We start from the raw sequence: 22899 nt of genomic DNA, 5'->3' as shown, positions 1-22899 counted from the left end.
CTTCGGGGCGTCGTTGCCCATCGAGGACCTCCGGTTGTGTGACTCAGGTCACTACCAGTGGCGGCTATCCTGCGTGGGCCGGTTTGAAACGCACACCCCCACCTGGAGAGGTAAACAGCAACGAACCGGATACAGCCTGGTCACAAGAGACCGGCTTCGCTGGCCTTCCCGATCGCCTCGACACGGTTGCGCGCACCGAGCTTGTGCAGCGCGGACTGAAGGTAGGTCTTGACCGTGTTACGCGTCAGCCCGGTCGCCTGCGCGATCTCCGGGTTGGTCTTGCCCTGTGCTGCCAGGCGGAGCACCTCGTACTCACGGCGAGTGAGCCCGCTGCGGGCGAGCGCGTTGGACCGCGCGCCGTCGTCGGGCATGATCCGGGGATCGACCACCCGCTCGCCGTGCAGCACCCGGCGCAACGCCGCGGCGAGATCGGTGCCCGCGACGTCCTTGAGCAGCCCGCCGTTCGCCCCGGCCTCGAGAGCCGCGACCACCCCCTGGTGATCGCCGTGCGCGGTGAAGACGACGATCTTGGCGCGCGGATGCGCCCGCCGGAGCCCGGCGATCACCTCCGGCGCGAGCATGTCGGGCAACCGCAGGTCGAGCAGCACGAGGTCGGGACACAACTCGGCGACGCGCTCGATCGCCGCGTGCCCCGACTCGGCGGAGCCGACGATCGCCAGCGACGGATCCGACCGCAGCAGCATCGTGACGCCGTCACGTACGACGGGGTGGTCGTCGACCACCAGTACGGTGGCGCTCACCGCGCCTCCCGCGCCTCGCCGGACACCCGCGGCCGGCCGGCACCGGCCGGAGCTTCGCGATGGTCGCTCACCGTGCCTCCACATCCGGCAGCCAGGCACGCAGCGTGCACCCACCGTCCTCGTCCCGGACGAGGCTCACCCGGCCGCCCGCCCTCGCGGCCCGCTCCGCGAGCGACCGCACACCCATACCGGTGCTGGTACCCGGCTCCGCAGGCTCGCCCGTACCGTCGTCGGCCACTACCACCTGCACACCGCCGTCGCACGGCCCCAGGCTCACCACCACCGAGAACGCCCTGGCGTGTTTCTCCACGTTGAGCAGGCCCTCCCGCACCACGGCGACGAGCAGCGCGGTGCGCTCGGCGTCCATCGGCGGCACGGGCGCCAGCTGGACGAACCGCGCAGGCACACCGGTACGGGCCTCGAACGACCGGGTGTACTCGGCGAGCTCGACCGGCAGCGCCCGTTCAGGCGTGGTGTCGGCGAGCGCGAGCAACGACTCGCGCAGGGCGCTCGACGCGGCGGACACGTCGGACTCCAGCCGCTGCAGTCGCAGGTCGAGGGCCGGGTTGTCCCGGATCGCCTCGTGCAGGTCCCTCACCTGCACGCCGATCGAGAACAGCAGCGCACCCACGGAGTCGTGCAGCGCGCTCTGCATCCGCTGCCGCTCGGCCGTGACCGCGTCCTCCGTGGTCGACTCGGCCAGACCCGCGATGTGCAGCGCCGTGGCGGCTCGGTCGGCGATGCCTTCCAGCTTGAGCACGGCCACGTCCCCGAAGTCGGCGGCCTTGCGCATCGCGGCGTAGGCGACGGCGACCGTCTTCTCCTTGTCCCCGAACCTGCTGATCACCGGCACCGCGAGCATCCCGCCGAGCCCCTCACCCCGAACCTGGGCGTCGAACTGGTGCGTGATCGTGGGGGAGCTGACGTAGTCGTTCACGCGCACGGGCCGCGCCAACGCGAGCACCCGGCCACCGATGCCCTGGCCGACCGGCACGATCAGGTTGTGCAGCTGGTCGGTCCGGTTACCCGCGAGCCACCGGATCACGGCCTGGTCGGGCCCGTCCAGGTCGGCCACGAAACCGAAGTCCGCGCCGAGCCGCTCCCGGATGAGCCGCGCGGTGCCGTGCAACGCGACCACGCGGTCTAGCACGGTGAGCAGGCCATCGCGCTTGCGAAGAAGCCCGTCGAGCGCGTTGCTCTGCTCGACGACCCGCTCCCTCGCGCTCCGCTGCTCCGCAGCCACGAGGCAACTATATGTCGGGAAACCACCTCCCAGCCCTGTTACCGGACGCCCACCTCGGGTATCCGGCACGCATGTTGATGTCCATCGCGCGCGGAGTCGCCGCAGGCGCCGCCGGAGTCACCGCGCTCAACGCCGCCACCTACGTGGACATGGCGGTACGTGGCCGGCAGGCCAGCAGCACACCGGAGCAGTCCGTCGAGAAGCTGGCCTCGACCGTCGGTGTGCGGGTGCCCGGCACCGGCGCGACACGGCAGAGCCGACTGTCGGGCCTCGGCGCCCTGCTGGGTGCCCTGACCGGCACCACGGTCGGAGCGGCCTACGGTGTCCTGCGCGGACTCGGCTGGCGTCCCCCGGTACTGGTCGGTGCGCTCGCCCCCACCGGAGCGGCCATGGTCGCCGCGGCCGGCCCCATGACCGTCCTCGGCATCACCGACCCTCGCCGCTGGACTGCCGACGACTGGCTCAGCGACGTCATCCCGCACGTGGCCTACGGCGTCGTCACCGCCGCCACCTTCCACGCCACGGAGTAGTCACCGCACCCGTCAGCTGTCCAGCAGCAGTTCGTGCGCCGCTTCGACGATGGCCGTCGAGTCGATGCCCGCGTGCTGCCGCTGTTCCGCGGGCGAGGCCGACCCCGGCATCGCCAGCACACCGAGCTTCGCCAGCCGGGGCACACAGGTGACGCGCGTGAAGGCGTCGAAGACGGCGTCACCGAGCCCGCCCTGCGGCCAGTGGTCCTCCACGGTCAGGACGTGGCCCGTCTCCGCCGCCGCCCGATGCAGCGTGGCGACATCCACGGGCTTGACCGAGTACAGGTCGATCACCCGCACCGCCATCCCGAGATCGGCAAGCCGGTCAGCGGCTGCCAACGCCTCGTGCACCGTGACCCCTGCGGCCACGATCGTCAGCCGATCACCGGGTGACGATCGCAGAACCTTGCTACCGCCGACCGGGAACGACTCCGTCGGCCCGTAAAGCACCGGCGTCTCCCCACGCGTGGTGCGGAGATAGCTGATCCCGGACAGGTCGGCCATCGCAGCCGTCAGGTGCGCCGCCTGGTTCGCATCGCACGGGTACAGCACCGTGCTCCGCCACAACGCGCGGAAGAACGCCAGGTCCTCGAGGCCCATCTGCGAAGGACCGTCGGGTCCGATCGACACCCCGGCGTGCGAACCCACCACGCACAGCCTCGCCCCGCTGACCGTCGCCATCCGGAGGAAGTCAGCCGCGCGGCTCAGGAACGCCGCGAACGTCGACACGTACGGCGTCCATCCCCGCACCTGCAGACCGACCGCAGCCGCGACCATCTGCTGTTCGGCGATGTAGCACTGGATGAATCTCTCCGGTCGCACCTCCTCGAAGTACCTACTGCGGGTGGAATCCCCGACCTCGCCGTCCAACGCAACGACATCGGAGCGGGCCTCCCCCAGCGCTGCGAGCGCCTCGCCGAACGCGGTGCGAGTGGCTACCTCGTCGCCCTGCTCGTACACCGGCAGCCGCAACGATCCCGTGTCCGGCCTCAACCGCTCCGGCTCCCCATCCGGCGCGGCCACCTCCACCCGTATCGACCGCCTGCCGCCAAGCTCCGCGATCGCCGCCTCGGAGTCCGGCACCGGTTTCCCGTGTTGCCCCTCCTTGTCCTCGACGGCCTCAACACCGCTGCCCTTTCGCGTTCGGGCAAGGATCGCCGTGGGCCGCGACGTGCCGATCGCCTCGGCATAGGCACGATCGATCTGGTCGATGTCGTGGCCGTCGATCTCGATCGTGTGCCAGCCGAACGACCCGATCCTTCGCGCGTAGGCCTGCGTGTCCCAGCCGTGCCGGGTCGGCCCGCGTTGCCCGAGCCGGTTGACGTCGACGATCGCCACGAGGTTGCCGAGCCCAGCGTGGCCGGCGTGTTCGAACGCCTCCCACATCGACCCCTCGGCGAGCTCGCTGTCTCCGCACAGCACCCAAACTCGATAGCCGCGCCGCTCGAGGTGACGGCCAGAGATGGCGAGCCCCACACCGATGGGCAGTCCCTGCCCGAGCGACCCGGTCGCCACGTCGACCCAGGGCAGCTGCGGCGTCGGGTGCCCCTCGAGCCTGCTGCCCGCCGTGCGGTAGGTCAGCAACTCCTCGTCGGAGATGGCCCCCGCGGCGACGTACATCGCGTACAGCAGCGGAGAAGCGTGCCCCTTCGACAAGATCAGATGATCGTTGTCCGGGTTCTGGGTTTCCGCGAAGTCGTAACGCAGATGTCTGCCCAGTAGCACCGCCATCAGGTCCGCCGCCGACATCGATGACGTCGGATGCCCGGAGCCGGCCGCCGCGGCGGCTCTCACCGCGTCCACGCGAAGTTGCCGGCCGAGTTCGGTCAACTGCTCCACATCGAGGGTCGCCACCGCCATGGCCCGCGAGTACCCGAGCCGAAGGAGGGAAAACGCCACCCAAGCGGGAGCAAGTTTTGCACCGCCCTGGACAGCGGCCTCGCGCGTAGAGAGGCTTGAGCTTTCGACGTCTCAGCGAGGAGGCGAGCCATGCCTCATGCCAACGGTCACGACATCGACCCGACCTTCTATCGCAGCCCGGCCGAAGCCATCGCGGCACCACCCGAGCGCCTCGCCTACGTCGTCGCGTTCGACCGGACGGCGGAGCGACCGGACGCATTGACCGTGATCGACACCGACCCGGATTCCGGTACGTACGGCGAGATCATCGGCTGGGCCGACCTGCCCACCCGCGGTGACGAGCTGCACCATTTCGGCTGGAATGCCTGCAGTAGTGCGTTCGCGCACGCGGGTCACCACACGGACGGACTGGAACGCCGGTATCTCCTCCTTCCCGGTCTTCGCTCATCCAATGTCCACGTGTTCGACACGAAGCCCGACCCCAGGCAACCGACCCTGGTTCGCACGGTCGAAGCCGGCGAGCTTGCCGACAAGGCCGGCTATTCCCGACCGCACACCCTGCACTGCGGCCCGGACGGCATCTTCCTTTCCTGCCTCGGCGGCGCCAACGGAGCCGACGGTCCCGGTGGGATCGCACTGCTCGACCACGACACCTTCGACGTGTTGCGCGCGTGGGAAACAGATCGCGGCCCGCAGTATCTGGCCTACGACGCGTGGTGGCACCTCAATCAGAACATCGCCATCACCTCCGAATGGGGCACGCCGTCCATGATCGAGGACGGCATCAATCCGGATCTGTTGCTGGGCAACAAATACGGCCACTGTCTGCACTTCTGGGACCTTGCCAAAGGCACTCACATCCAGGAGGTCGACCTCGGCGCGCAGCACCAGATGGTGTTGGAACTGCGGCCCTCCCACGACCCCGAGGCGACGTGGGGCTTCGCCGGCGTGGTCGTCAGCACCGAGGACCTGTCGGCGTCCGTCTGGCGGTGGCACCTCGACGGCGGCACATGGCGCGCCGACAAGGTGATCACGATCCCGGCGGAACCGGCCGATCCCGAACTGCTCCCGCCCGCCCTGAAGCCCTTCGGGGCCGTGCCCCCGCTCGTCTCGGACATCAACTTGTCCGTCGACGACCGGTTCCTCTACGTGTCGTGCTGGGGCACCGGTGAGCTGAAGCAGTACGACGTCACCGATCCCGAGAACCCGCGCGAAGCCGGGTCCATCCGGCTCGGCGGCATCGTCGGACGTGTTCCACATCCGTCCGCAAAGGACGAACCGCTCGCGGGCGGCCCGCAGATGGTCGAGGTCAGCCGCGACGGGCGCCGGATCTACGTCACCAACTCGCTGTACGGCTCGTGGGACGACCAGTTCTACCCGGCCGGCGTCGGCGCCTGGTTCGCCAAGATCGACACCGACCCGGACAGCGGCGGTGGTTTGACCGTCGATGACCGGTTCTTCCCACACGGCAACGAGTTCCGTGGCCTGCGCGCACATCAGGTGCGACTGCAGGGCGGCGACGCGTCGTCCGACTCCTACTGCTTCCGCTGATCACGAACTCAGGGAGGAACGGCTCGCCCGGAACGCGCGGATACAACCGGAACGCGGTGCGGGCACGAAACCTCGCCCACTTGCCACTCAGTCACCTTCGCCTCCCCTTAAAGCAAGAGTCTTTGCTTTAAGGGGAGGCTAGCGCGCCGCACCGACAAAGGCAACATCTCTTGCTTTAAGCTGACCACATGTCAGCCCCACGCCCAGGTGGACGCAGTGCGCGAGTGGTCGCATCGGTGCACCGGGCGGTCGTCGACCTCATCTCCCGCGGCGATCTGGACATCACGATCAGCCACGTAGCCCACGAGGCGGGCGTGAATCCCACCAGCATCTACCGGAGATGGGGCACGCGGGACCAACTCGTACTCGACGCCACGGCGGCCCACCTGCGCAGGAACTCGCCGACGCCGGACACGGGCTCACTCCGCGGGGACCTTGTTGACTGGGTCGTGGAGATCGAACACAACCTGGTCACACCTGAGGGCCGCGCGCTGCTCCGTACCCTCGCGACCGCCGAGGACCACCCCGGGCACGCGCGAGATGTCCTACACCATTTCGGTGATGTCACGACCGTGCTCGACCGCGCCCAGCAACGGGGCGAGGTGCCGCCGACACCCGAACAGGTACTCGACCGCGTGCTCGCCCCGTTGACACTGCGCACACTGCTCGGTCTAGCCGTCCCGGACGGGTACGGACGACACCTCGTCGAAGAGCTGCTCGCGAGCGTCCCTCAGCAGTGCTGAGCAGCGCGATCCCATCGCCGGTCACGTCCGAGCGCTCAGCGGGGTCTACCACATTGAGATACCCCGAGAAGGAGGACAGCGACCGATGGACGAGGGCACCTGGCTGACGGAACGATTCGACGCGCAACGGGGCCGGCTGCGCGGGGTGGCTTTCCGCATGCTCGGCTCCGTCAGCGAGGCCGACGACGCCGTTCAGGAGACCTGGCTGCGCCTCAACCGAACGGACTCCGAGGGGGTCGAGAACCTGGACGCGTGGTTGACCACCGTGGTCACACGCGTGTGCCTCAACATGTTGCGCAGCCGCCGCTCGCGCCGGGAGGAGAGTCTCGAGCTGCACACGCCCGACCAGGTCGCGCGGACCGACGAGGCCCGGGATCCCGAACAAGAGGCAGTGCTTGCCGACTCGGTCGGAATGGCGATGCTGGTCGTGCTGGACACCTTGTCCCCGGCCGAACGACTGGCGTTCGTGCTGCACGACATGTTCGCCGTGCCCTTCGATGAGATCGGCCCCATGATCGAGCGCACTCCGGCTGCCGCGAGACAGCTCGCGAGCCGCGCACGTCGCCGGGTGAAGGGTGGCGGCGTGACGCATGATGCCGATGTGGCCGACCAGCGGCGCGTCGTCGAAGCATTCCTGGCCGCTTCCCGCAGCGGCGACCTGGAAGGGCTGGTGGCGGTGCTCGACCCCGATGTGGTGTTCCACGCCGACCGGCAGGCAGGGCCGACAACGGAAGCCATCGTCATGCGGGGCGCCCACAACGTCGCGAAGGGCGCGCGGCTTGCGTCCGAGCGAGCCAAGCTCTCCCAGCCGGTACTGGTCAACGGCGCCGTCGGACTGGCAATGGCTCCCCGTGGCCGACTCTCACTGGTCCTCGCGTTCACCGTCGCGAACGGGAAAATCGCGGAGATCGACGTGATCGCGGACCCGGAGCGTCTGCACAGCCTCGATCTCTCCGTACTCGACTGAGTCCGACGCTTTCACTCTGTCATGCGTGAAGGAGTTGGCAGGGTTGGATCTTGGTTTTACTGGATCACTACGTGTGCGGGGTATCCGCAACACCGCAGGTCAAGGTCATGGCGGGCCTCGGTGGCCTGACCGATGATTTTTCCGTGCCGCGCTGGTCTGTACGCCGAGTACCGACCCACGGGAGGCTGACGCCATGCGGAAACTGACCTTCGGCATGAACCTGAGCCTGGACGGCTACATCGCCGCGCCCGGCGACGACCTCGGCTGGAGTGTGCCGAGCGACGAGCTGTTCCAGTGGTGGTCCGACCGGGTGGCGGCGACGGGCCTGGCGCTGTACGGGCGCAAACTGTGGGAGACGATGAGCTCCCACTGGCCGACCGCCGACCAGCAGCCTGGCGCCACACCGGCGGAGATCGAGTTCGCCCGCCGCTGGCGGGACATGCCGAAGGTGGTGTTCTCCTCGACGACCAGCACGGTCGACTGGAACACCCGCCTGGTCACCGGCGACGCGGTCACCGAGATCACCCGGCTCAAGGCCGAGGACGGCGGCCCCATGGACATCGGCGGCGCCACACTCGCCGCAGTGGCCATGCGGGCCGGGCTGATCGACGAGTACGTGCTGGTCACCGCACCGGTCTTGCTGGGCAGCGGTACACCATTCTTTACGGCCCTGGACACCTGGGTGAACCTGAACCTGGTGGAGACCCGGACGTTTCCCGACGGCGTGCTCCTGACACGGTACGTGACCAAGCGCTGAGTACCCGACCTCGCGTCGGCGCCGGCTTCACCTCCGCCAACGCCAGCCTCAGCTCCTTGCACTCTCTCGTCCACGGACACCTGCCGGGACGGCTGCTGCGATCTGCTCACCCAGACGCCCTTCGCGACCAGCCAACTTCGGACCCTGCCACAAACGTCCGCGACCCCTTCACTCGAAGGTGTCGAACACATGTTCGATTCTTTGCGCTATCGTCGAGCACGTGGACACGACAACCGCCCTCACCGCAGCGAACCGGTTCACGGACGCCGAGCTCGCGGCGGAACTCGTCGAAGGCGAGGCCGCGCTTCGTCGCCAGTACTCGCGAATGTTGACGATGCTCGGCGAGGCGGAGCGCAGGAACATGGCGCGAAAACTCGGCTATCGCGGCCTTTTCGCCTTCCTCAAGGAGGAACTTCGCCTGTCCACACGCGATGCCCACGCCAGACTTCGGGAGACCGCGGCGACCGAACCGCTCCGCGCGATCACCGGCGAAGTCCGGCCGGCACCACTCGCCGCGACCGGCGCCGCTCTAGCTACCGCCCGGATCAGCCGGGAGCACCTCCGGGACATCACGACCGTGTTGTCGAAGGCACCCGCGGAGCTGACCGTCGGCGAGCGCATCGAGGCCGAACGCAGCCTGCTCGCGCTCGCGGCCCAGACCACACCGGAGGCGGTCCGGAAATCCGGACGCGAGCTGCTGGCCTCCTGGGCCACGCGAACCACGGTCATGTCGCCGGAGGACCTGGCGTCGCCACGACGCGAGTTCCGTTACCGCTACTCGAGTACGGGTCGCATGGAGTTCTCCGGCTCCCTCGACGGGGAGACCGCGGCGACCCTCGAAGGCTTGTTCGCGCCACTCGCCAAACCGCGGCCACGAGACGAGCACGGCAACCGTGACCCCAGGAGCGTGAGCCGCCGCCGGGGCGATGCACTGGCCGAGATCATCGACACCGCGGCCCGTGCCGACGAGCTGGCCGTCCAGGGCGGCGAACGGGCCGTGCTCACCACCACCATCTCGCTACGGGAACTCGAAGACCGCACCTACCGGGCGATCTTCGACGTGCCGGGCATCACGTCGCTCGACGAGCTACGCCGCCTCGCCTGTGAGGCACACGTCGTACCGGCGATCTTCGGCGCACGGGGGGAGGTGCTCTACCTCGGCCGCTCCAGCCCGCACGCCACCAAGGCACAGCGGCGAGCGCTGGCCCTGCGAGACCGAGGGTGCGCTTTCCCCGGATGCACCCGGAGCCCCAAATGGTGCGCTCCCCATCACGTCGACCGGTGGCCGCGTGGCGACGTCTCGACCGACATCGACTCGATGGTGCTGGTCTGCGGCCGACATCACCGCATGCTGCATCACACCGACTGGCAGGTGCGGATCAACAGGCGTGACGGACAGCCGGAGTTCATCCCGCCGACCTGGCGAGACCCTCGTCGACGCCCCCTGCGCAACACCGTTCACCGCGTGTCGACCAGACGCGCGGGGCCGTCGCGGCGGATCAGGTGCCACCAGCGAGCGTCGGGCAAACACAAGGCAACCGGCAAAAGCGGGCAGACAACTACAGAGCGAAAAAGGACATGACGCGGCATCGGGACGCGCCGAAGATGGTCACATGCTGGCCAAGCACTTCCCACTCGTCGGGCTGCGACTGACGACGCCGCGGCTCGAACTGCGGCTTCCATCGCCGGACGAGCTCGCCGAACTGGGCGAACTCGCGGCCAAGGGCGTGCACGACCCCAGCCTGATGCCATTCATCGTCCCTTGGACCGACCAGGCCCCCGAAGCGGTGGCGCGCTCGGTCATCCAGTACCACTGGCTACGACTCGGCGACTGGGTACCGCAGGACTGGTCCCTGAACCTCGTCGTGTTCCGCGACGCGGTCCCAGTCGGCCAGCAGACGGTGAATGGTCACGACTTCGGCGTCACTCGCGAGGTGAGCACTGGATCTTGGCTCGGGAAAGCGCACCAGGGCAAGGGAATCGGTACCGAGATGCGTGCCGCGGTTCTGCACCTGGCGTTCGCCGGGCTGGGCGCCGAGGAGGCGACGTCGGGAGCGTTCGAGCACAACGTCTCGTCGCTGGCCGTCTCTCGCAAGCTGGGCTACCGGCCCAACGGCACCAAGCGGTGCGCGATCAGGGGCAACCTGTCGGTCGAGCACAAGATGCGCCTGACCCGGGCGGACTGGGAGCGGCACCGGCGGGTGCCGGTGAGCGTGGAGGGACTTGAGCCCTGCCTACCCCTACTTGGGATCACCGCAGCTCAGACCCGGTAACCGCTGGTCAACGGCAGCCCTGCTACCCTCTTCCGCGGAGGATTGGCCGAGCGGCCTAAGGCGCACGATTGGAAATCGTGTTGGGTGTAACAGCCCTCACGGGTTCGAATCCCGTATCCTCCGCCAGTTGGGCAGGCGACACGCCGGGCACCCGCCACAGTCGGGTCGCCCGGCGTTTCACATGGGGCTCAGTTTTGGGGCGAGGTCGGGCGGCAACGCCGCCACGAGCACGTCAAGCCGGGGTCCCCCATACCGGGAGGCCTGACCATCGCGTGTACCGCGAGATTGGGCACACCGCCGAACCCATCTCCACCGCAGGACCCCGCTCCGTGAGGCACGCGCCGGCTGCGAAGCAGCGTTGGCGCCAAGAAGCCGTCGGGCCGAGCTGTGCCGTGATCACTGGTGTCACGAGGCCTCGCAAGTGTGGATGGCATGCAGGATCCCTCAGCGTGACCGACGCTGGAGGGCCACCCACGTGACCCTGGTACGAGATGGATAGGTACTGCGAGGCTAGGCCGCCGCTTCTCCATCACACTCCAAGGCCGGGGCTCATGTCCGGGCGGCTTCCGCTGGCGGATACTCTTGATTGATTGTCCGATTGTCGCTCGCCAGTAATAGTCGAATTGTTCCGAGCGTCAAAAATAATCGATCCACCATGTGTTTGGCGAATTGTTTTCGCGGCCGGACCGTCGCTTGTTCAGGCAGGGGGCGGGAGAGACACTGGTGCAACGTAGCTTGCTTCCTGGAGGGAGGGTGGCGATGACTGATCGATCTGTGCAGCCGTGGCGCTTGCGTGGAGTGTGGTTTGACGCGTGCAAATGCACCATTCCGTGCCCGTGTTCATTCGCTCAGCCCCCGACCTATGGCGATTGCGACGGTGTCCTTTTGTGGCACGTCCGCGAGGGCAATTACGGCGACATGCGACTCGACGGATTGAACGTCGTGATGCTTGCGTCCTTCGTTGGCAACGTGTGGGGCGAACACAGTGATGCCTACGGCGCAATATTTCTGGATGAACGAGCCGACGAGGCGCAGCGCGGGGCGCTGCAGACGATCTTCGGCGGCCAGGCAGGCGGCTGGCCCGCTGAATTCAACGAGATGTTCGGCGGTGAAATGCGCGGCATGGAGTTCGCCGCGATCCAGGCGTCGATCGCCGATGACTATTCCGACTGGAGCGTCAGCATCCCCGGCAAGGCGACCGCGCGGGTCGCGGCGCTGACCGGACCCACGAGCGAGCAGGGCGCACGAGTGGAGGTCCACAACCTTCCGGGCGCCGAGGTGGGTCCTGGGCAACCGCCAGCGGTGTGGGGCCGGGTCACCGAGGAATTCGCGGACGCGTTCGGCTTCCGCTGGGAGCGCAGCGGCAACTCCAGCAAGCTCATCCCATTTGAGTGGAGCGGACCGGACGCGGCATGACCGCGCGACCGGGCCCGGATGGCGCGGCGGGCGGTGGCACGTCACGCGCGGACTTGATGCGGCAGTGGTCGCGCACCGAGGTTCTGCTGGTGGTCGTGCTGCTGGCGCTGGCGGCCACCGCCTGGGTACTCACGAGCCGGCTCGCGACCGCGGACATGCGTATCGGGGTCCTGACCGGCGGGCCCGCGATGAGCGAGATGGACGTCGCGATGCGGCCCTGGCCCTGGGAAGCGGCACTGTTCCTCGGAGTGTGGGTCGTGATGATGGCGGCCATGATGCTGCCGAGCATCGTGCCGTTCAGCCTGGGCATGCGCCGTCTCCTGCGGAGCCGCGGCGTGCGCGGCGACGGCCTGTTCGTCGGCTATTTCGTCGTGTGGGCCGCAGCGGGGACCGCGGCGTTCGCGTTCGTGCGAGGGCTGGAGACAGTCGTGACCGGGCCCAGCCTGACCGCCGTGCGGGTCGGGGGAATGGTGCTGCTGGTCGCTGGTGTCTATCAGTTGACCCCGTTGAAGCGGGTGTGCCTGCGGCACTGTCGATCGCCTATGGCGCTGCTGCTCGAACACAGCAAGACGGCGCTGCACGGCCGCTTCGGTGTCCTCCGGGTGGGGCTCAGTCATGGCGCGTACTGCCTGGGATGCTGCTGGGCGCTGATGGCGGTGCTGGTCGCCGCCGGGATGATGAACCTGGTTTGGATGGCCGTGTTCGCGGTGGTCGTCGCGCTGGAGAAGGTCACCCGCCACGGCGAACTGGTCAGTCGGGTGGTCGGCGGCCTGCTCATCGTCACGGCGATCGTCCTCCTGGCGCACCCGGCCCTGTTGACCTGAATCGCCGGTGGCCGGCCCGAGGCCCTCGTCTCGGCTGAGTGCCCGCCACCCCGGCCAGGGGCTTCCACCAGGGCTTGCCGTGGACCGCCATAGTCTGGGCGAGCCAGTGCCAGCGCGTGCAGCAGTCTTGCGTTGCCTCGAAAGCCGAGGTAGCGACCACGTCCAGGGGCGGCCCACAGACACGGGTCGAGCCCGATCACAACAGACCTTCCGCGGCGGGGCGGGGCTCAGTTCATGCCCGTACCACCGGTCTACTAGTGTCTCTGCCGTCGCACGGACTCCAGTTCAGCGAAGCCGGAGTCAGTGTGGGCACCTGGATGCGGAACCGGAAATCGTGTTGGGTGTAACAGCCCTCACGGGTTCGAACCCCGTATCCTCCGCGCGCTGAGCAGAACGCCGGAACCCCTCCTGGGCTCCGGCGTTCTGTCGTAGGCGGGCGCACAGAGTAACCAGCACGTCCCCCACCTTCATCTGTCCGGAGTCGATCGGTCACGCTAAGTTTGATACCGATAGACCCGACTTCATCAAGGAGTCCGCCCCATGCCCGGTGTGGAAGAGATCCGCGCGGGGATCGCCCTCGCGAACGAGAAGGCTTCCGCTGGCATTGCCGCCCTGCAGCAGGCCGCCCAGTCTCTCGAAGAAGCCCAGCAGACGCTGGCGATGGCGACATCCGGCAGCACTCAGCAAGAGGTGAACCAGGCTCACGGCCTGCTGGCCGAGGCGCTGCAGGGCATCAACGGCACCCAGAGCACCATCCAGGCCTGCATCTCGTCCGCCGAGAACTATTCCGCGCGGCTCTAGCGATGTCCTTCGACCAGCTGCGCCAGTCGCTCGCCGAGGTCCACAGCGGGCTCTCCGATGCCCGCGCGCACACCGATCGGGCGAAGGAACTGCTGGAGGAATATCGCCGGGTCATGGTCGACGCGCAGGTGCAGGCCCAGCCGTGGCTTCCGCCCCAGCTGGGCCGTGCGCTGGAACAGCTCGAGACCGACACCGGCCGGCTCGCCGGCGCCGGCGAGCTGCTGAGCAACTACGAGGCGAGGCTGTAGGCGACACATGGGCAGGAAGGCCGGCGAGCAACGCGCGCGGGTGACGACAGCGCTCGATCACCTGCGACAGCAGATCGGACTGGCCCTCGGAGCGGCCCGCAACGCCCGGGAAACGGCGGAGTACGAGCTGGCCAGGCTCCAGCTCGAACAGCTCGTCGTGCGGACCGGGCTGGAGCGTGCCGCCCACGACTCGCACATCACCGAACGCGCCAACGAACCCGCGATGGCGGAGGTCCTGTCCTGGCTCCGCAGCGTTCGCAGCGAGTTCTACCGGGAGTGGGCCGACGGGCCGAACCGGCTTCGCGAGATCGTCGCCGCGAGCGCGCCGGGCCCGGCCGGGCGTCCGCCCGGTGATTGGCTCGGTCGCGTCGGCTCGTCGTCTGGCGTCTCGGCACCGCAGCTCTGGCGCATCGGATCTTCCACAGTGGACGGCTCGGCCGCGGGACGGACCCCGGGTACGGAACTGACCTTTGACGTCGCCGTTCCCCTGCTGGACGAGTCCCATCTCGCGATCACGTCGGCGCCGAACACCAGACCGGCCGTCGACGCGATCGTCGAGAACCTGCTGATGCGGGTGCTCAGCACGTTCGAACCCGGCGCGGTGAAGATCCACCTGTGGGACGTCGGCCAGCTCACCGCCGTGCTGCCGAGTTTCTATGCGCTGACCCGCACCAGCGCGGTCACGGTCCACGACCCCACCCGGCTCGTCGACCTGCTCGACGAGTTCGCCGGGCACATTCGCCGCATCCACAGCTACACCATGCAGGCCGGCTACCCGTCACTGCGCGCGTTGCGCGCCGCGACCGGCAAGCGGGCGGAGCCGTGGCGCATCGCAGTGCTGTACGGCAACGGGGAGGACCTGCACCCGGAGCAGATCCGCGACCTCAAACGGGTGGCGAGCGGCGCGCTCGACGCCGGGATCTCACTCATCCTGGTGGACGTGCCCACCGTTCTCGGTGGCTCCGTGGAAACGATCAGCATGCTCGACGAGCGGCACGCGCTCACGAGCATGACGGGCTCCGATCTCGTGGTCACGCTCGATCCGCCGCTGCCGTCCGGCCAGGTCACCACCGCCGCCGGTCGTATCGCCGAGGCCCTCGTCGCCAAGCAGGGCGGCCCACGCTCGTTCGCCGACCTGCTGCCGACCGAGTACGGCCGCGAGAGCTCGGCGCGTGAGCTGCGCGCTCCCGTCGGCTTCTTCCAGGGCGAACCGGTGGAGGTGGTGATCGGCGACGCCACACCACACGCGCTGATCGGCGGGCCCAGCGGATCCGGGAAGACCAACTTCCTGTACGCGCTGCTCGGCAGCCTCACCGCCCGCTACTCGCCGGACGAGCTCGCCCTGTACCTGCTGGACTTCAAGGAAGGCGTGTCGTTCGCGGGCCTGGCGCCGGGGCGCAAGGACGAGAGCTGGCTGCCGCACGCCCGGCTGGTGGGCGTGAACGTCAACACCGACCGCGAGTTCGGCCTCGCACTGCTGCGGTTCCTCGCCGAGGAACTGCGCAGGCGCTCGGCCGCGGCCAAGGAACACGAGGTGACCAACCTCGAGGAGCTGCGCGAGCAGGACCCCGAGGGTCACTGGCCGCGCATCGTGGCGGTGATCGACGAGTTCCAGTACCTCTTCGCCGAGCGCGACACCGTCACCGCGCTCGCCACGTCGCTGCTGGAGGACCTCGCCCGCCGGGGCCGCTCTCAGGGGATCCACCTGATCCTGGCCAGCCAGGACATCGCGGGCATCGATGCCTTCTGGGGCAAGCCCGCGGTGTTCGAGCAGTGCACGCTACGCATCGCGATGCCGAAGGCGCGCCGCGTGCTCGCGGACACCAACCAGGCCGCCGTCGCCGCACCGAAATGGCACGCGGTGGTCAACCACGACTCCGGCATCGCGCACGGCAACCAGCTCGCACATGTGCCCGACGCCAGCGGAAAGGGCGTGTTCCCCGCGCTGCAACGGGAACTGTGGCAGGCCTACGCCGGGCATGGGCAGCCACGGCTCTTCGACGGCGCGCACGCTCCGGCGCTGGAGGATTCGGCGGCGTTCACCTCGCTCGCTCCCGCGGAGCGGCCACGCGCGCTCGTGGGTCAGTCGATCGATGTCGCCGACGCCGCGCACAGCGTGGAGCTGTCCGCCGCACCCGGCCGCAACCTCGCGGTGCTCGGTACGAGCGCCAAGGAGGCGCTGTCGATTCTGGATTCCGCGACTCGTTCGCTGGCCAGGCAGTACCGGCAGGGTGACGTGGAGTTCGTGCTGTGCTGCCTGGTCGACCGGTGCCTGCCCGCGGTCAGGGAGCTGACCGACCGGCTCGTGGCGGAGGGGCACAAGGCGGGCCTCGTCGCCGCCGACGACCTCACCGAGGTGGTGACCACGTCCGCGGCCGCACTGGCCGGCCTGGAGACGCCGCGCATCCTGGTGCTCTACGGCGTGGATGCCGCCCTGCCCGCACTGGAGCACAAGGAGCCCGGCAAGCAGAGCGGCCTCGACCACCTGCGCACGCTGCTCAAGCAGGGACCGGGCCGGGGGTTGCACGTCCTGGGCTGGTGGCGGGGTGTCGCCCGGCTCAAGGACACCCTCGGCTTCGCTGGCACCGACGACATCGGGGCGTGGGCCGCGCTGGACGTGCAAGGCAACGAGCTGGCGCCGTTCTGTGCCGGACAGGTGGTGCACTGGTCGCCACGGCAGGACCGGGCACTGTTCTTCGACCGGACCACGCACTCGTCGCCCGAAGTGATCATCCCCTTCCACCGCACGGAGGCGTCCGATGAGTGACGAACCGACCGCCGCGATGCGGTACAAGGAGATCATCGGCCTCGCCCGCAAGGCGGCCGAGGACCTCCGCACCTGGGAACTCGCCAGGGCGGAGCAGCTGAACGGCGAGATCGCGGCCAAGGCGGAGGCCGTCACGGCGGCGGCCGACCGTGAACGTGCGATGACCGATCGGGCGAACCGCTGGTGGCGCATGGCGAAGGACAACGTGTCCCGGCTGTCCTGGCTCGAAGTGGGTGCACCGCCGGAGCCGGCGGCCTCGGCGCGCGGTGAATGGCTCGACCGCTACGCCGAGGACGTCCGCCCCGCCTACCACGAGCTGACGCAGGCCATCCTGAAGCTCGGCTGGCGCGCCCGGTAGCTCACAGCCACCACGACCACCAGTCGCCCGGGCGGAAGCGCACCACCTGCGGGTCGTGGTCGCTGGCCTGCTCGGCGAACTCGGCGTTGATGTGCACAACGTCGTAGTCGACGCCGTACGGCGCCCGCGAGATCAGCATGTGGTCGAGCACCTGGGAGTTGCCGTCGTAGACGTAGCTGTAGCGCTCGCGCTTCGGCAGGGTGTCGATGAGGACCTCCAGCGGGCCGCGGAGCTTGCCGATCGTCGGGGAGAACTGGAAGTCGTTCAGATCGCCCGCCACCACGACGTTCGCCCAGCGGTCGGCGGCCAGGAGTTCGTCCACGAAGCCGCGCAACACCTCGGTCTGCCGCAGTCGCTGCACCTCGGAGCCGCGGACCGGCGGTTGGCTGACACCGTGCGTCGGCTGGTCGCCGCCCTTGGACGCGAAGTGGTTCGCGACCACGAAGACCGTCTGGCCGCGGAACCGGAACTCACCGGCGAGCGGCTTGCGGCTGTCCTCCCACGCGGCGTTGCCCGGGTCGATGCGGCCGGGCGAGATCGACAGCTGTGCCCGGACGGCCTTGCGGACGACCTTCACGGCTGTCGTGGCGTCCCCGCCAGGGCGATCCACAAAGGACACCCGCTTGGGGTTGAACAGGAAGCCAACGCGGATGTTGCCGCCAGGCTCGCCGCCATCGGTCATGTCCTGGGGATCGATCTGCCGCCACTCGTAGCGGGGGCCTCCCGCGGCCACGATGGCGTCGACGAACCGGGCGAGCGTCTGGTCGGCCGCGATCACGCCGTCGTCGACCCCTTCGGCACCGTTGTTGTCCTGGATCTCCTCCAGGGTCACGATGTCCGGCGCCGCCAGGTTCTCCACGACACCGCGGGCGAGCGCGTCGAACTTGGCCTGGTCGTCGAGGGCCGACAGGTTCTCGACGTTGTAGGTCGCCACGGCGAGCTCACCGGCCCGCTGCTTTCGCGTGACCTCGCGCTCGAGTCCGTTGTCCTTGACCTCGCCGAGCACGTTGGCCATGAGCGTGTAGCCGCCGAAGCTGTCGTACTCCACCGGGCCCGAGGTCACACCCGCGAGCGTGTCGCCGGTGTTGGCCTGCGGAAACGGCCGCTGCGAGAAGGGAATCAGCGACTCGATCTTGATGATGCCGGTGTTGGGCCGGTCGTAGCCGAGGTACAGCGCGCCGCCGCGCGCGCTCGGGTTCTCGTCCGGTTTGGTCGTCACGTACAGCTCGTTGTAGTCGGTGCTGCGGCTGACCGCCCGCACGTCGGTGACGCTCACGAGTTCGCCCTCGTGCGCCTCCCAGAAGTCCAGCGAGTACCGCTCGGGCTCCAGCGGCAGGCCCTCGATGTTGCCGCCCGGTTGCGGGGCGAGCTCGCCGGGGAGCGTGCCCTCGGTGATGGCCAGCGGTTCGGGAACCTCGTTGCCGCGGGACCCGACCGTCCACGTGGCACCGGTCAGCTGGGTGAGCGACTGCGCGCCCGATGCCGGGTAGTACTCGGCGGCCCGGCCGGTGACGGTCACCGCGTCACCGGGCGCGACCGAGGGTGTGCTCGAGCCGGTGAAGACGAAGATCCCCTCGCTGGTGCGGGGGTCGTCGTCGGGTTCGGGGTCCTGCAGCCAGAAACCGCGCGCGGAGCCGAAGGTCCGCGTCGCGGTGACGATGCCGGGCACCCGTACGGTCTCGCCGGTCAGCGGCGACAGCCGCGTGGTGCCCTGCACGTCGTGGATGCGCGCGTCGGTGGGCTCCGGGCCGCCACCGCCGGGCGTCTCGCCGGCCGCGTTGACCGGCGTCGGATCGCCCGCGGCGAAGTCGGCCGAGTTGTCGTCGGTGTCGGCCAGTGTTCCGCGCGCGACGGACGTGGTGTTGCTCGCCGAGGGCGCCGGGCCGGTCTCCCGCACCACCGCGCTGCCGTAGCCGACGAGGTCGACGATCCGGGAGTCGGCCGCGCAGTCCGCGGCCGTCAGGCACGTCAGCGGCGTCGTGCCCGTCACGAGCGCGACGGTGCCGGACCCGGCCGCCATCGCGATCGAGCCCACCGCGTCGGCCTCGGGCAGCGCGACCGTGCCGCCCGAGCCCTTGGCCTGTGCCACCAGGTAGCGCGCGCCCGGCTCGACGGCGCCGCTCAGCGCGGTCGCCTGCCAGCGGCTCGAAGCGCTCGGCGAACCCGGCAGGTACTGAACGCTCAGCCCGTCCAGGCTCGCGGGCGCCGTCCCCACGGTCGCCAGCTCCACGAAGTCGTTGGTCAGGGTGGCGCCGGAGTTGCCGCCCCCGCCGTAGACCTCGGCGATCACCGGGCCTGAACTGGGGACTGCGGTGGCGGGCGCGGCGATCACGGCCAAGCCCGCCACGGTGGCGACGACGGTCGCGCGGCGGAAGAGTGTGGTCACCGGGAGATCTTTACCCAGTCGGGTGAACGGCGGAAGGACTTCCGGGTACGGATCAGGAATCGGTCTCGACCGCTGTCCCCGTTCCGCGGCCTTCGCCCTGAATTCGAGGTGGGCCGTCGTCTCCTCGGCGGGCGCTTCGACGTTCGTGCGCTCGTCGAGCTCGTTGGCCAGCAGCCCGAACACCGTGGGATCGAGCTCGGCGAGGTCGAACGGCGGCTTCCGCCCATGCGATCGGTGAGCAGCGCCAGCACGCCGCGCGGCTACAGGCCGGGTGCCATCGCCATCGCCTCGCAGCTTCGGACGACGGTCAGCGCCGCCCTGCGCTCCGCCGCGCCGAGCACCGGGTTCTCGGCGTACTGCTGCCACAGCCGCAACGCGCCGAAGGCCGCCTGCCGCAGCTGCGGTTCCGGGCCGGCCACCCCCAGCCGGGTGGGCGGGTCGTCGCCGTAGCCGCCGATCAGCCGCAACGCCTCCTCCTTGAGCTCCTCCGGCAGCCGCGCGCGACCCGTACGCAACGCCGCGAGCATCCGCAGCTCGGCGAACTCGTGCGCCCCCGCGAGCAGCCGTTCCAGCTCCGTCACCAGCGGCGCCGCGGCGGGCCGGGGCTCCATCCGCAGCACCACCTCGAGCCCGATCAGCGCCGATCGAGCCTTGAGCACCCCCACCCGGTCGGTGAAGTACCGCGCTATCGCGTCGCGCAGTTCGGAAAGCCCGGTGCGCTGGAGCAGCTGCGCGGCGAGCCCGGCCTGACTGTCGACACCGCCACGGACCAGGGTGGCCGCGAGCCGGACGCCGAACAGCCCGAACCTCGAGAGCAACGCCGCGCGCGCCTCCTCGGCGGAGAACCGGTCGGCGGACAGCAACAGCGGCTCCAGCTCGGCCTTCGGAACGGCGGCGAGCGCCGCGAACGTCTCGAACTCGGTTTCGGTCATGGTGCGGCCCGCCTGTGCCGCGAGACCGGCCACCGGCACGATGTCCTGGCACAGGCCGGCCAGCTCGGTCTCCCTGCGGTAGCGGCGCGCCACCTGCCGCGCCGAGATGAGCGCGTCGACCCGGCCCCCGCCGAGTTCGTCGGCACGGGAGAGGACCACGAGCGCGTTCACCGGGGCCGCTCTGGCGACCGGGTGATCCTGCACCGTCCGCAGGAACGACGGGTCGGCGTTGTGCGGGTGGCCGATCAGGTACAGCACCGCGTCGGCTTCCAGGCAGATCCGCTCGAGGGAGCCCGGTTCGGCGGCCTCGGCGTCCACCGGCGGGGTGTCGATCAGCATCAGCGCCGGTTGCGAGCGGGTCGCGGGCACGTGATGCCGCGTCGGCTCCGGCCCGTTCGCCACGACCTGGCCCGCAAGCGCGTTCACCAACGTCGAGCGGCCGGATTTGTGCGGTCCGGTCACAGCCAGCCGCAGCGGTTCCGTGAACCGCGCGAGGTGGCCGCGCAGCCAGTTCGTGGCCCTCGGGCTGTCCGCGTACGCGTCCAGCGCCCGGTTGAGCAGCGACCAGGTCAGCTCCGGCAGGTTCACGCCGTCAGCCCTCGGACGGCGTGAGTGGTCGCGAGCGCGTGCCCTCGCCGGTACAGCAGGTTCAGCTGCTCGATCGCGCGGGCCAGTTCCCGCGCGCTGGCCCCGCGCTCGGCGGTGTCGGCGTCGATGACCTGCTTGATGCGCTTGGCCGTGTCGGCGATCTCGGTTCGCAGCTCGTGCGCGACGGTCGTGCAGCGGTCGCGCAGCTCGCGGTGGATGAGGCGGACCGTGTCCTTGCTCTGCTTGCCGTAGGTGAGGAAGAAGTCGTCCACGTGCCGGTGCGCGGCCGTTTTCGCCGCGGCCTGACGCCGCTTGAGCCGGTTGCCCCGCTCCTCGAAGATGCTCTTCGCACCGAACGCGGCACCGGCGCCGAGCGAAATCGGGTTGATGAGCGGCATGCCGGCCAACGTCGTCGCCAGCCCGAACATGAGCAGGCCGCTGTAGGAGCCGCGCATGCCGACGAACAGCTTCTGCCCGAGGCCGAACCGCTCGACGTTCGGCATCCGCAGGTCGCCGATGTGGTCGCGGGACTCCGCGCCCAGCAGGGCTTCCGGCAGGACGTCGCCGGTGCGGGGCGCGACCTGCCTGGCGATCTTGCGGGCGATCCACTCGAACCGGTCGAGCAGCCAGTTCGAGTTCGTCTCCGCGACCGATCTCAGGTTGTCCCTGAGCCACTCCTCGAACTCGGGCCAGTCCTTCGCCGGATCGGCGACCTCGAAGTACTCCTCGGCCTCGCGCAGGATCCGGCGCGTGCGTTCGCGCAGGTCGAAGTCGAGGTCGGCGATGAGGTCGGCGACCTCGTCGGAGAGCACGGTCTGCCAGCGCGCCGACTCGCGTTGCAGCTCCTCCAGGCGGTTGCCCGCGGCCCGCCAGCGTGCCGTCAGCTCGTCGGTCCCGCCCTCACGCAGCTCGGCGAGCCGCTCCCGCAGGGGCGCGCCGAGCTGCTCGACGGTCATGTGGATCAGCGCGGCGACCGAACGCCTGCGCAGCAGGTCGACGTGGCCCATGAGGTCCTGGTGCAGGTACCGGACGAGTGCGCCGTAGCCGGACTCCTCGTTGAGGGCCTTGTCTCCGCTCTTCGCGGCGGCGAGGCGCAGCGACGCCGACACCGGGATCACGGGCGCGGCGAGTCCGTCCTGTTCGAGGCGGGCGCGGTTGCGTTCGGCGACGCGGCGCCAGCCGGGCACGAGGTCGGTCTTGGTGAGCACGACGGCGACGGTGGGGCAGAACCGCTGCACCCTGCCGATGAGGTCGAGCTCCGAGGGGGAGAGTTCCTTCGTCGCGTCGGAGACGAGCAGCGCCGCGTCGGCCTGCGGGAGCACCGCGAGTGTGCGGTGGGTGTGCTGCGAGGCCGGGGAGCCGATGGGCGGGGAGTCGACGAGTGCGAGGCCCGTCTCGAGGAGCTTGCGCGGCAGGCCGATCTCGGCCCGCACGGCGCCGCTGTCGCGGTTGGCCCTTGCGGTCACCGACTCGACGGGGGCGGGGACCCGGCCGGGACCTTCGAGGCTGCGGCCCTCGTCGCCGGTGACGATCGCGGCGGCCGGGGCCTCGGCGTGCTGGACGACGGCGGGGACCGAGGTGGTGACGTCGTCGCCGACGGCGCACACCGGGGCGTTGACGAGGCCGTTGATCAGCTGGCTTTTGCCCTGGCCCGACTCGCCGAGCACGAGCACGCGCACCTTCGGTCCCGCCAGCTCTGCGCGGCGGGACCGAAGGCGCTCGACCAGGTCCGGTCGTGCGTGTGCTCCGCACGCCTGGATGGTGTCATCCAGGACGCCGAGCCAGGGCGAAGCCATCATCGGACGAAGAGTGTGCCTCGGTCACTCTCCGCAGTGGAAGCTGGGCCCGTGATTCGCCCGAGCCCAGCTCGTTACCACTCCGATATCAGTTCTGT

Annotated in this window: 19 protein-coding genes and 1 tRNA gene; 14 read left to right on the top strand and 6 right to left on the bottom strand. The window is 69.5% G+C overall.

Going from position 1 to position 22899, the window contains the following annotated elements; all coding sequences use genetic code 11:
* Positions 1 to 140: 140 nt before the first annotated feature.
* Together BA062_RS24920 and BA062_RS24915 are read right to left on the bottom strand one after the other, a co-directional pair.
* Positions 141 to 761, bottom strand: a complete 621-nt coding sequence (locus BA062_RS24920; RefSeq protein ID WP_168214087.1) for a response regulator — start codon at positions 759 to 761, stop codon at positions 141 to 143.
* 67 nt (positions 762 to 828) lie between these two features.
* Entirely contained in the window at positions 829 to 2004 is a 1176-nt protein-coding gene (locus BA062_RS24915) for a GAF domain-containing sensor histidine kinase (RefSeq protein ID WP_110340794.1), read from the bottom strand.
* Between the two features lie 71 nt (positions 2005 to 2075).
* On the opposite strand from BA062_RS24915, the gene BA062_RS24910 reads away from it, so the two are divergent.
* Positions 2076 to 2534, top strand: coding sequence for a hypothetical protein (locus BA062_RS24910; RefSeq protein ID WP_110340792.1), 459 nt, complete (start codon positions 2076 to 2078; stop codon positions 2532 to 2534).
* A gap of 12 nt (positions 2535 to 2546) precedes the next feature.
* Here BA062_RS24910 and BA062_RS24905 read toward each other — a convergent pair whose 3' ends face one another.
* The gene (locus BA062_RS24905; protein ID WP_110340790.1) at positions 2547 to 4394 is read right to left on the bottom strand and encodes a transketolase; all 1848 of its coding nucleotides are present in this window, start codon (positions 4392 to 4394) and stop codon (positions 2547 to 2549) included.
* A 129-nt stretch (positions 4395 to 4523) separates the two neighbouring features.
* Between BA062_RS24905 and BA062_RS24900 the strand changes: the two genes are divergently transcribed.
* The 13 genes from BA062_RS24900 (at position 4524) to BA062_RS24840 (ending at position 17099) form a co-directional block, all read left to right on the top strand.
* Positions 4524 to 5945: a selenium-binding family protein gene (locus BA062_RS24900; protein WP_110340788.1), complete on the top strand. Its 1422-nt coding sequence runs from the start codon at positions 4524 to 4526 to the stop codon at positions 5943 to 5945.
* A 188-nt stretch (positions 5946 to 6133) separates the two neighbouring features.
* Positions 6134 to 6688 (top strand): TetR/AcrR family transcriptional regulator, encoded by a 555-nt coding sequence (locus BA062_RS24895; protein WP_110340786.1) that lies wholly within the window; start codon positions 6134 to 6136, stop codon positions 6686 to 6688.
* 85 nt (positions 6689 to 6773) lie between these two features.
* Positions 6774 to 7655 (top strand): sigma-70 family RNA polymerase sigma factor, encoded by an 882-nt coding sequence (locus BA062_RS24890; RefSeq protein ID WP_110340784.1) that lies wholly within the window; start codon positions 6774 to 6776, stop codon positions 7653 to 7655.
* Positions 7656 to 7848: 193 nt separating this feature from the next.
* Positions 7849 to 8412 (top strand): dihydrofolate reductase family protein, encoded by a 564-nt coding sequence (locus tag BA062_RS24885; RefSeq protein WP_110340782.1) that lies wholly within the window; start codon positions 7849 to 7851, stop codon positions 8410 to 8412.
* Positions 8413 to 8632: 220 nt separating this feature from the next.
* Positions 8633 to 9994 (top strand): HNH endonuclease signature motif containing protein, encoded by a 1362-nt coding sequence (locus tag BA062_RS24880; protein WP_168214086.1) that lies wholly within the window; start codon positions 8633 to 8635, stop codon positions 9992 to 9994.
* 31 nt (positions 9995 to 10025) lie between these two features.
* Positions 10026 to 10685, top strand: coding sequence for a GNAT family N-acetyltransferase (locus BA062_RS24875; protein ID WP_110340778.1), 660 nt, complete (start codon positions 10026 to 10028; stop codon positions 10683 to 10685).
* A gap of 36 nt (positions 10686 to 10721) precedes the next feature.
* A tRNA-Ser gene (locus tag BA062_RS24870) sits at positions 10722 to 10811 on the top strand.
* 633 nt (positions 10812 to 11444) lie between these two features.
* A complete protein-coding gene (locus BA062_RS24865; RefSeq protein ID WP_110341010.1) occupies positions 11445 to 12101 on the top strand; it encodes a DUF1326 domain-containing protein in 657 nt (218 codons plus the stop codon).
* On the top strand, positions 12077 to 12925 hold the full coding sequence (locus BA062_RS24860; RefSeq protein ID WP_110340776.1) for a DUF2182 domain-containing protein: 849 nt from the start codon (positions 12077 to 12079) through the stop codon (positions 12923 to 12925). Before BA062_RS24865 ends, BA062_RS24860 begins: the two co-directional genes overlap by 25 nt.
* A 540-nt stretch (positions 12926 to 13465) precedes the next feature.
* Positions 13466 to 13726: a hypothetical protein gene (locus BA062_RS24855; RefSeq protein ID WP_110340774.1), complete on the top strand. Its 261-nt coding sequence runs from the start codon at positions 13466 to 13468 to the stop codon at positions 13724 to 13726.
* Positions 13727 to 13728: 2 nt separating this feature from the next.
* Positions 13729 to 13974 carry a hypothetical protein gene (locus BA062_RS24850; protein WP_110340772.1) on the top strand — a complete coding sequence of 82 codons (246 nt, stop codon included), beginning with the start codon at positions 13729 to 13731 and terminating at the stop codon, positions 13972 to 13974.
* A gap of 7 nt (positions 13975 to 13981) precedes the next feature.
* Complete coding sequence (locus tag BA062_RS24845; RefSeq protein WP_110340770.1) at positions 13982 to 16741, top strand: FtsK/SpoIIIE domain-containing protein; 2760 nt, start codon at positions 13982 to 13984, stop codon at positions 16739 to 16741.
* Positions 16734 to 17099 carry a hypothetical protein gene (locus tag BA062_RS24840; protein WP_110340768.1) on the top strand — a complete coding sequence of 122 codons (366 nt, stop codon included), beginning with the start codon at positions 16734 to 16736 and terminating at the stop codon, positions 17097 to 17099. The genes BA062_RS24845 and BA062_RS24840 overlap by 8 nt, the downstream gene beginning before the upstream one ends.
* Position 17100: 1 nt before the next feature.
* On the opposite strand, the gene BA062_RS24835 is transcribed toward BA062_RS24840, so the two are convergent.
* From BA062_RS24835 to BA062_RS24825, 3 genes are all read right to left on the bottom strand, one after another.
* Positions 17101 to 19485 carry an endonuclease/exonuclease/phosphatase family protein gene (locus BA062_RS24835; RefSeq protein WP_245959987.1) on the bottom strand — a complete coding sequence of 795 codons (2385 nt, stop codon included), beginning with the start codon at positions 19483 to 19485 and terminating at the stop codon, positions 17101 to 17103.
* A gap of 260 nt (positions 19486 to 19745) precedes the next feature.
* Entirely contained in the window at positions 19746 to 21005 is a 1260-nt protein-coding gene (locus BA062_RS24830) for a GTPase (RefSeq protein ID WP_110340766.1), read from the bottom strand.
* On the bottom strand, positions 21002 to 22804 hold the full coding sequence (locus BA062_RS24825; protein WP_110340764.1) for a dynamin family protein: 1803 nt from the start codon (positions 22802 to 22804) through the stop codon (positions 21002 to 21004). Before BA062_RS24825 ends, BA062_RS24830 begins: the two co-directional genes overlap by 4 nt.
* Between the last annotated feature and the right edge of the window lie 95 nt (positions 22805 to 22899).

The organism is Prauserella flavalba (genome assembly GCF_003202235.1).
GTDB lineage: Bacteria > Actinomycetota > Actinomycetes > Mycobacteriales > Pseudonocardiaceae > Prauserella_A > Prauserella_A flavalba.
The sequence above is the reverse complement of the archived record's forward strand: the minus strand, read 5'-3'. Positions and strand labels throughout refer to the sequence as shown.

Excerpts from the sequence above, each read along its gene's own strand:
- BA062_RS24865 (WP_110341010.1), top strand. The coding sequence starts at position 11,445 with ATGACTGATCGATCTGTGCAGCCGTGGCGCTTGCGTGGAGTGTGGTTT.
- BA062_RS24875 (WP_110340778.1), top strand. The coding sequence starts at position 10,026 with ATGCTGGCCAAGCACTTCCCACTCGTCGGGCTGCGACTGACGACGCCG.
- BA062_RS24910 (WP_110340792.1), top strand. The coding sequence starts at position 2,076 with ATGTTGATGTCCATCGCGCGCGGAGTCGCCGCAGGCGCCGCCGGAGTC.
- BA062_RS24885 (WP_110340782.1), top strand. The coding sequence starts at position 7,849 with ATGCGGAAACTGACCTTCGGCATGAACCTGAGCCTGGACGGCTACATC.
- BA062_RS24900 (WP_110340788.1), top strand. The coding sequence starts at position 4,524 with ATGCCTCATGCCAACGGTCACGACATCGACCCGACCTTCTATCGCAGC.
- BA062_RS24825 (WP_110340764.1), bottom strand. The coding sequence starts at position 22,804 with ATGATGGCTTCGCCCTGGCTCGGCGTCCTGGATGACACCATCCAGGCG.
- BA062_RS24850 (WP_110340772.1), top strand. The coding sequence starts at position 13,729 with ATGTCCTTCGACCAGCTGCGCCAGTCGCTCGCCGAGGTCCACAGCGGG.
- BA062_RS24905 (WP_110340790.1), bottom strand. The coding sequence starts at position 4,394 with ATGGCGGTGGCGACCCTCGATGTGGAGCAGTTGACCGAACTCGGCCGG.
- BA062_RS24890 (WP_110340784.1), top strand. The coding sequence starts at position 6,774 with ATGGACGAGGGCACCTGGCTGACGGAACGATTCGACGCGCAACGGGGC.
- BA062_RS24840 (WP_110340768.1), top strand. The coding sequence starts at position 16,734 with ATGAGTGACGAACCGACCGCCGCGATGCGGTACAAGGAGATCATCGGC.
- BA062_RS24895 (WP_110340786.1), top strand. The coding sequence starts at position 6,134 with ATGTCAGCCCCACGCCCAGGTGGACGCAGTGCGCGAGTGGTCGCATCG.
- BA062_RS24855 (WP_110340774.1), top strand. The coding sequence starts at position 13,466 with ATGCCCGGTGTGGAAGAGATCCGCGCGGGGATCGCCCTCGCGAACGAG.
- BA062_RS24845 (WP_110340770.1), top strand. The coding sequence starts at position 13,982 with ATGGGCAGGAAGGCCGGCGAGCAACGCGCGCGGGTGACGACAGCGCTC.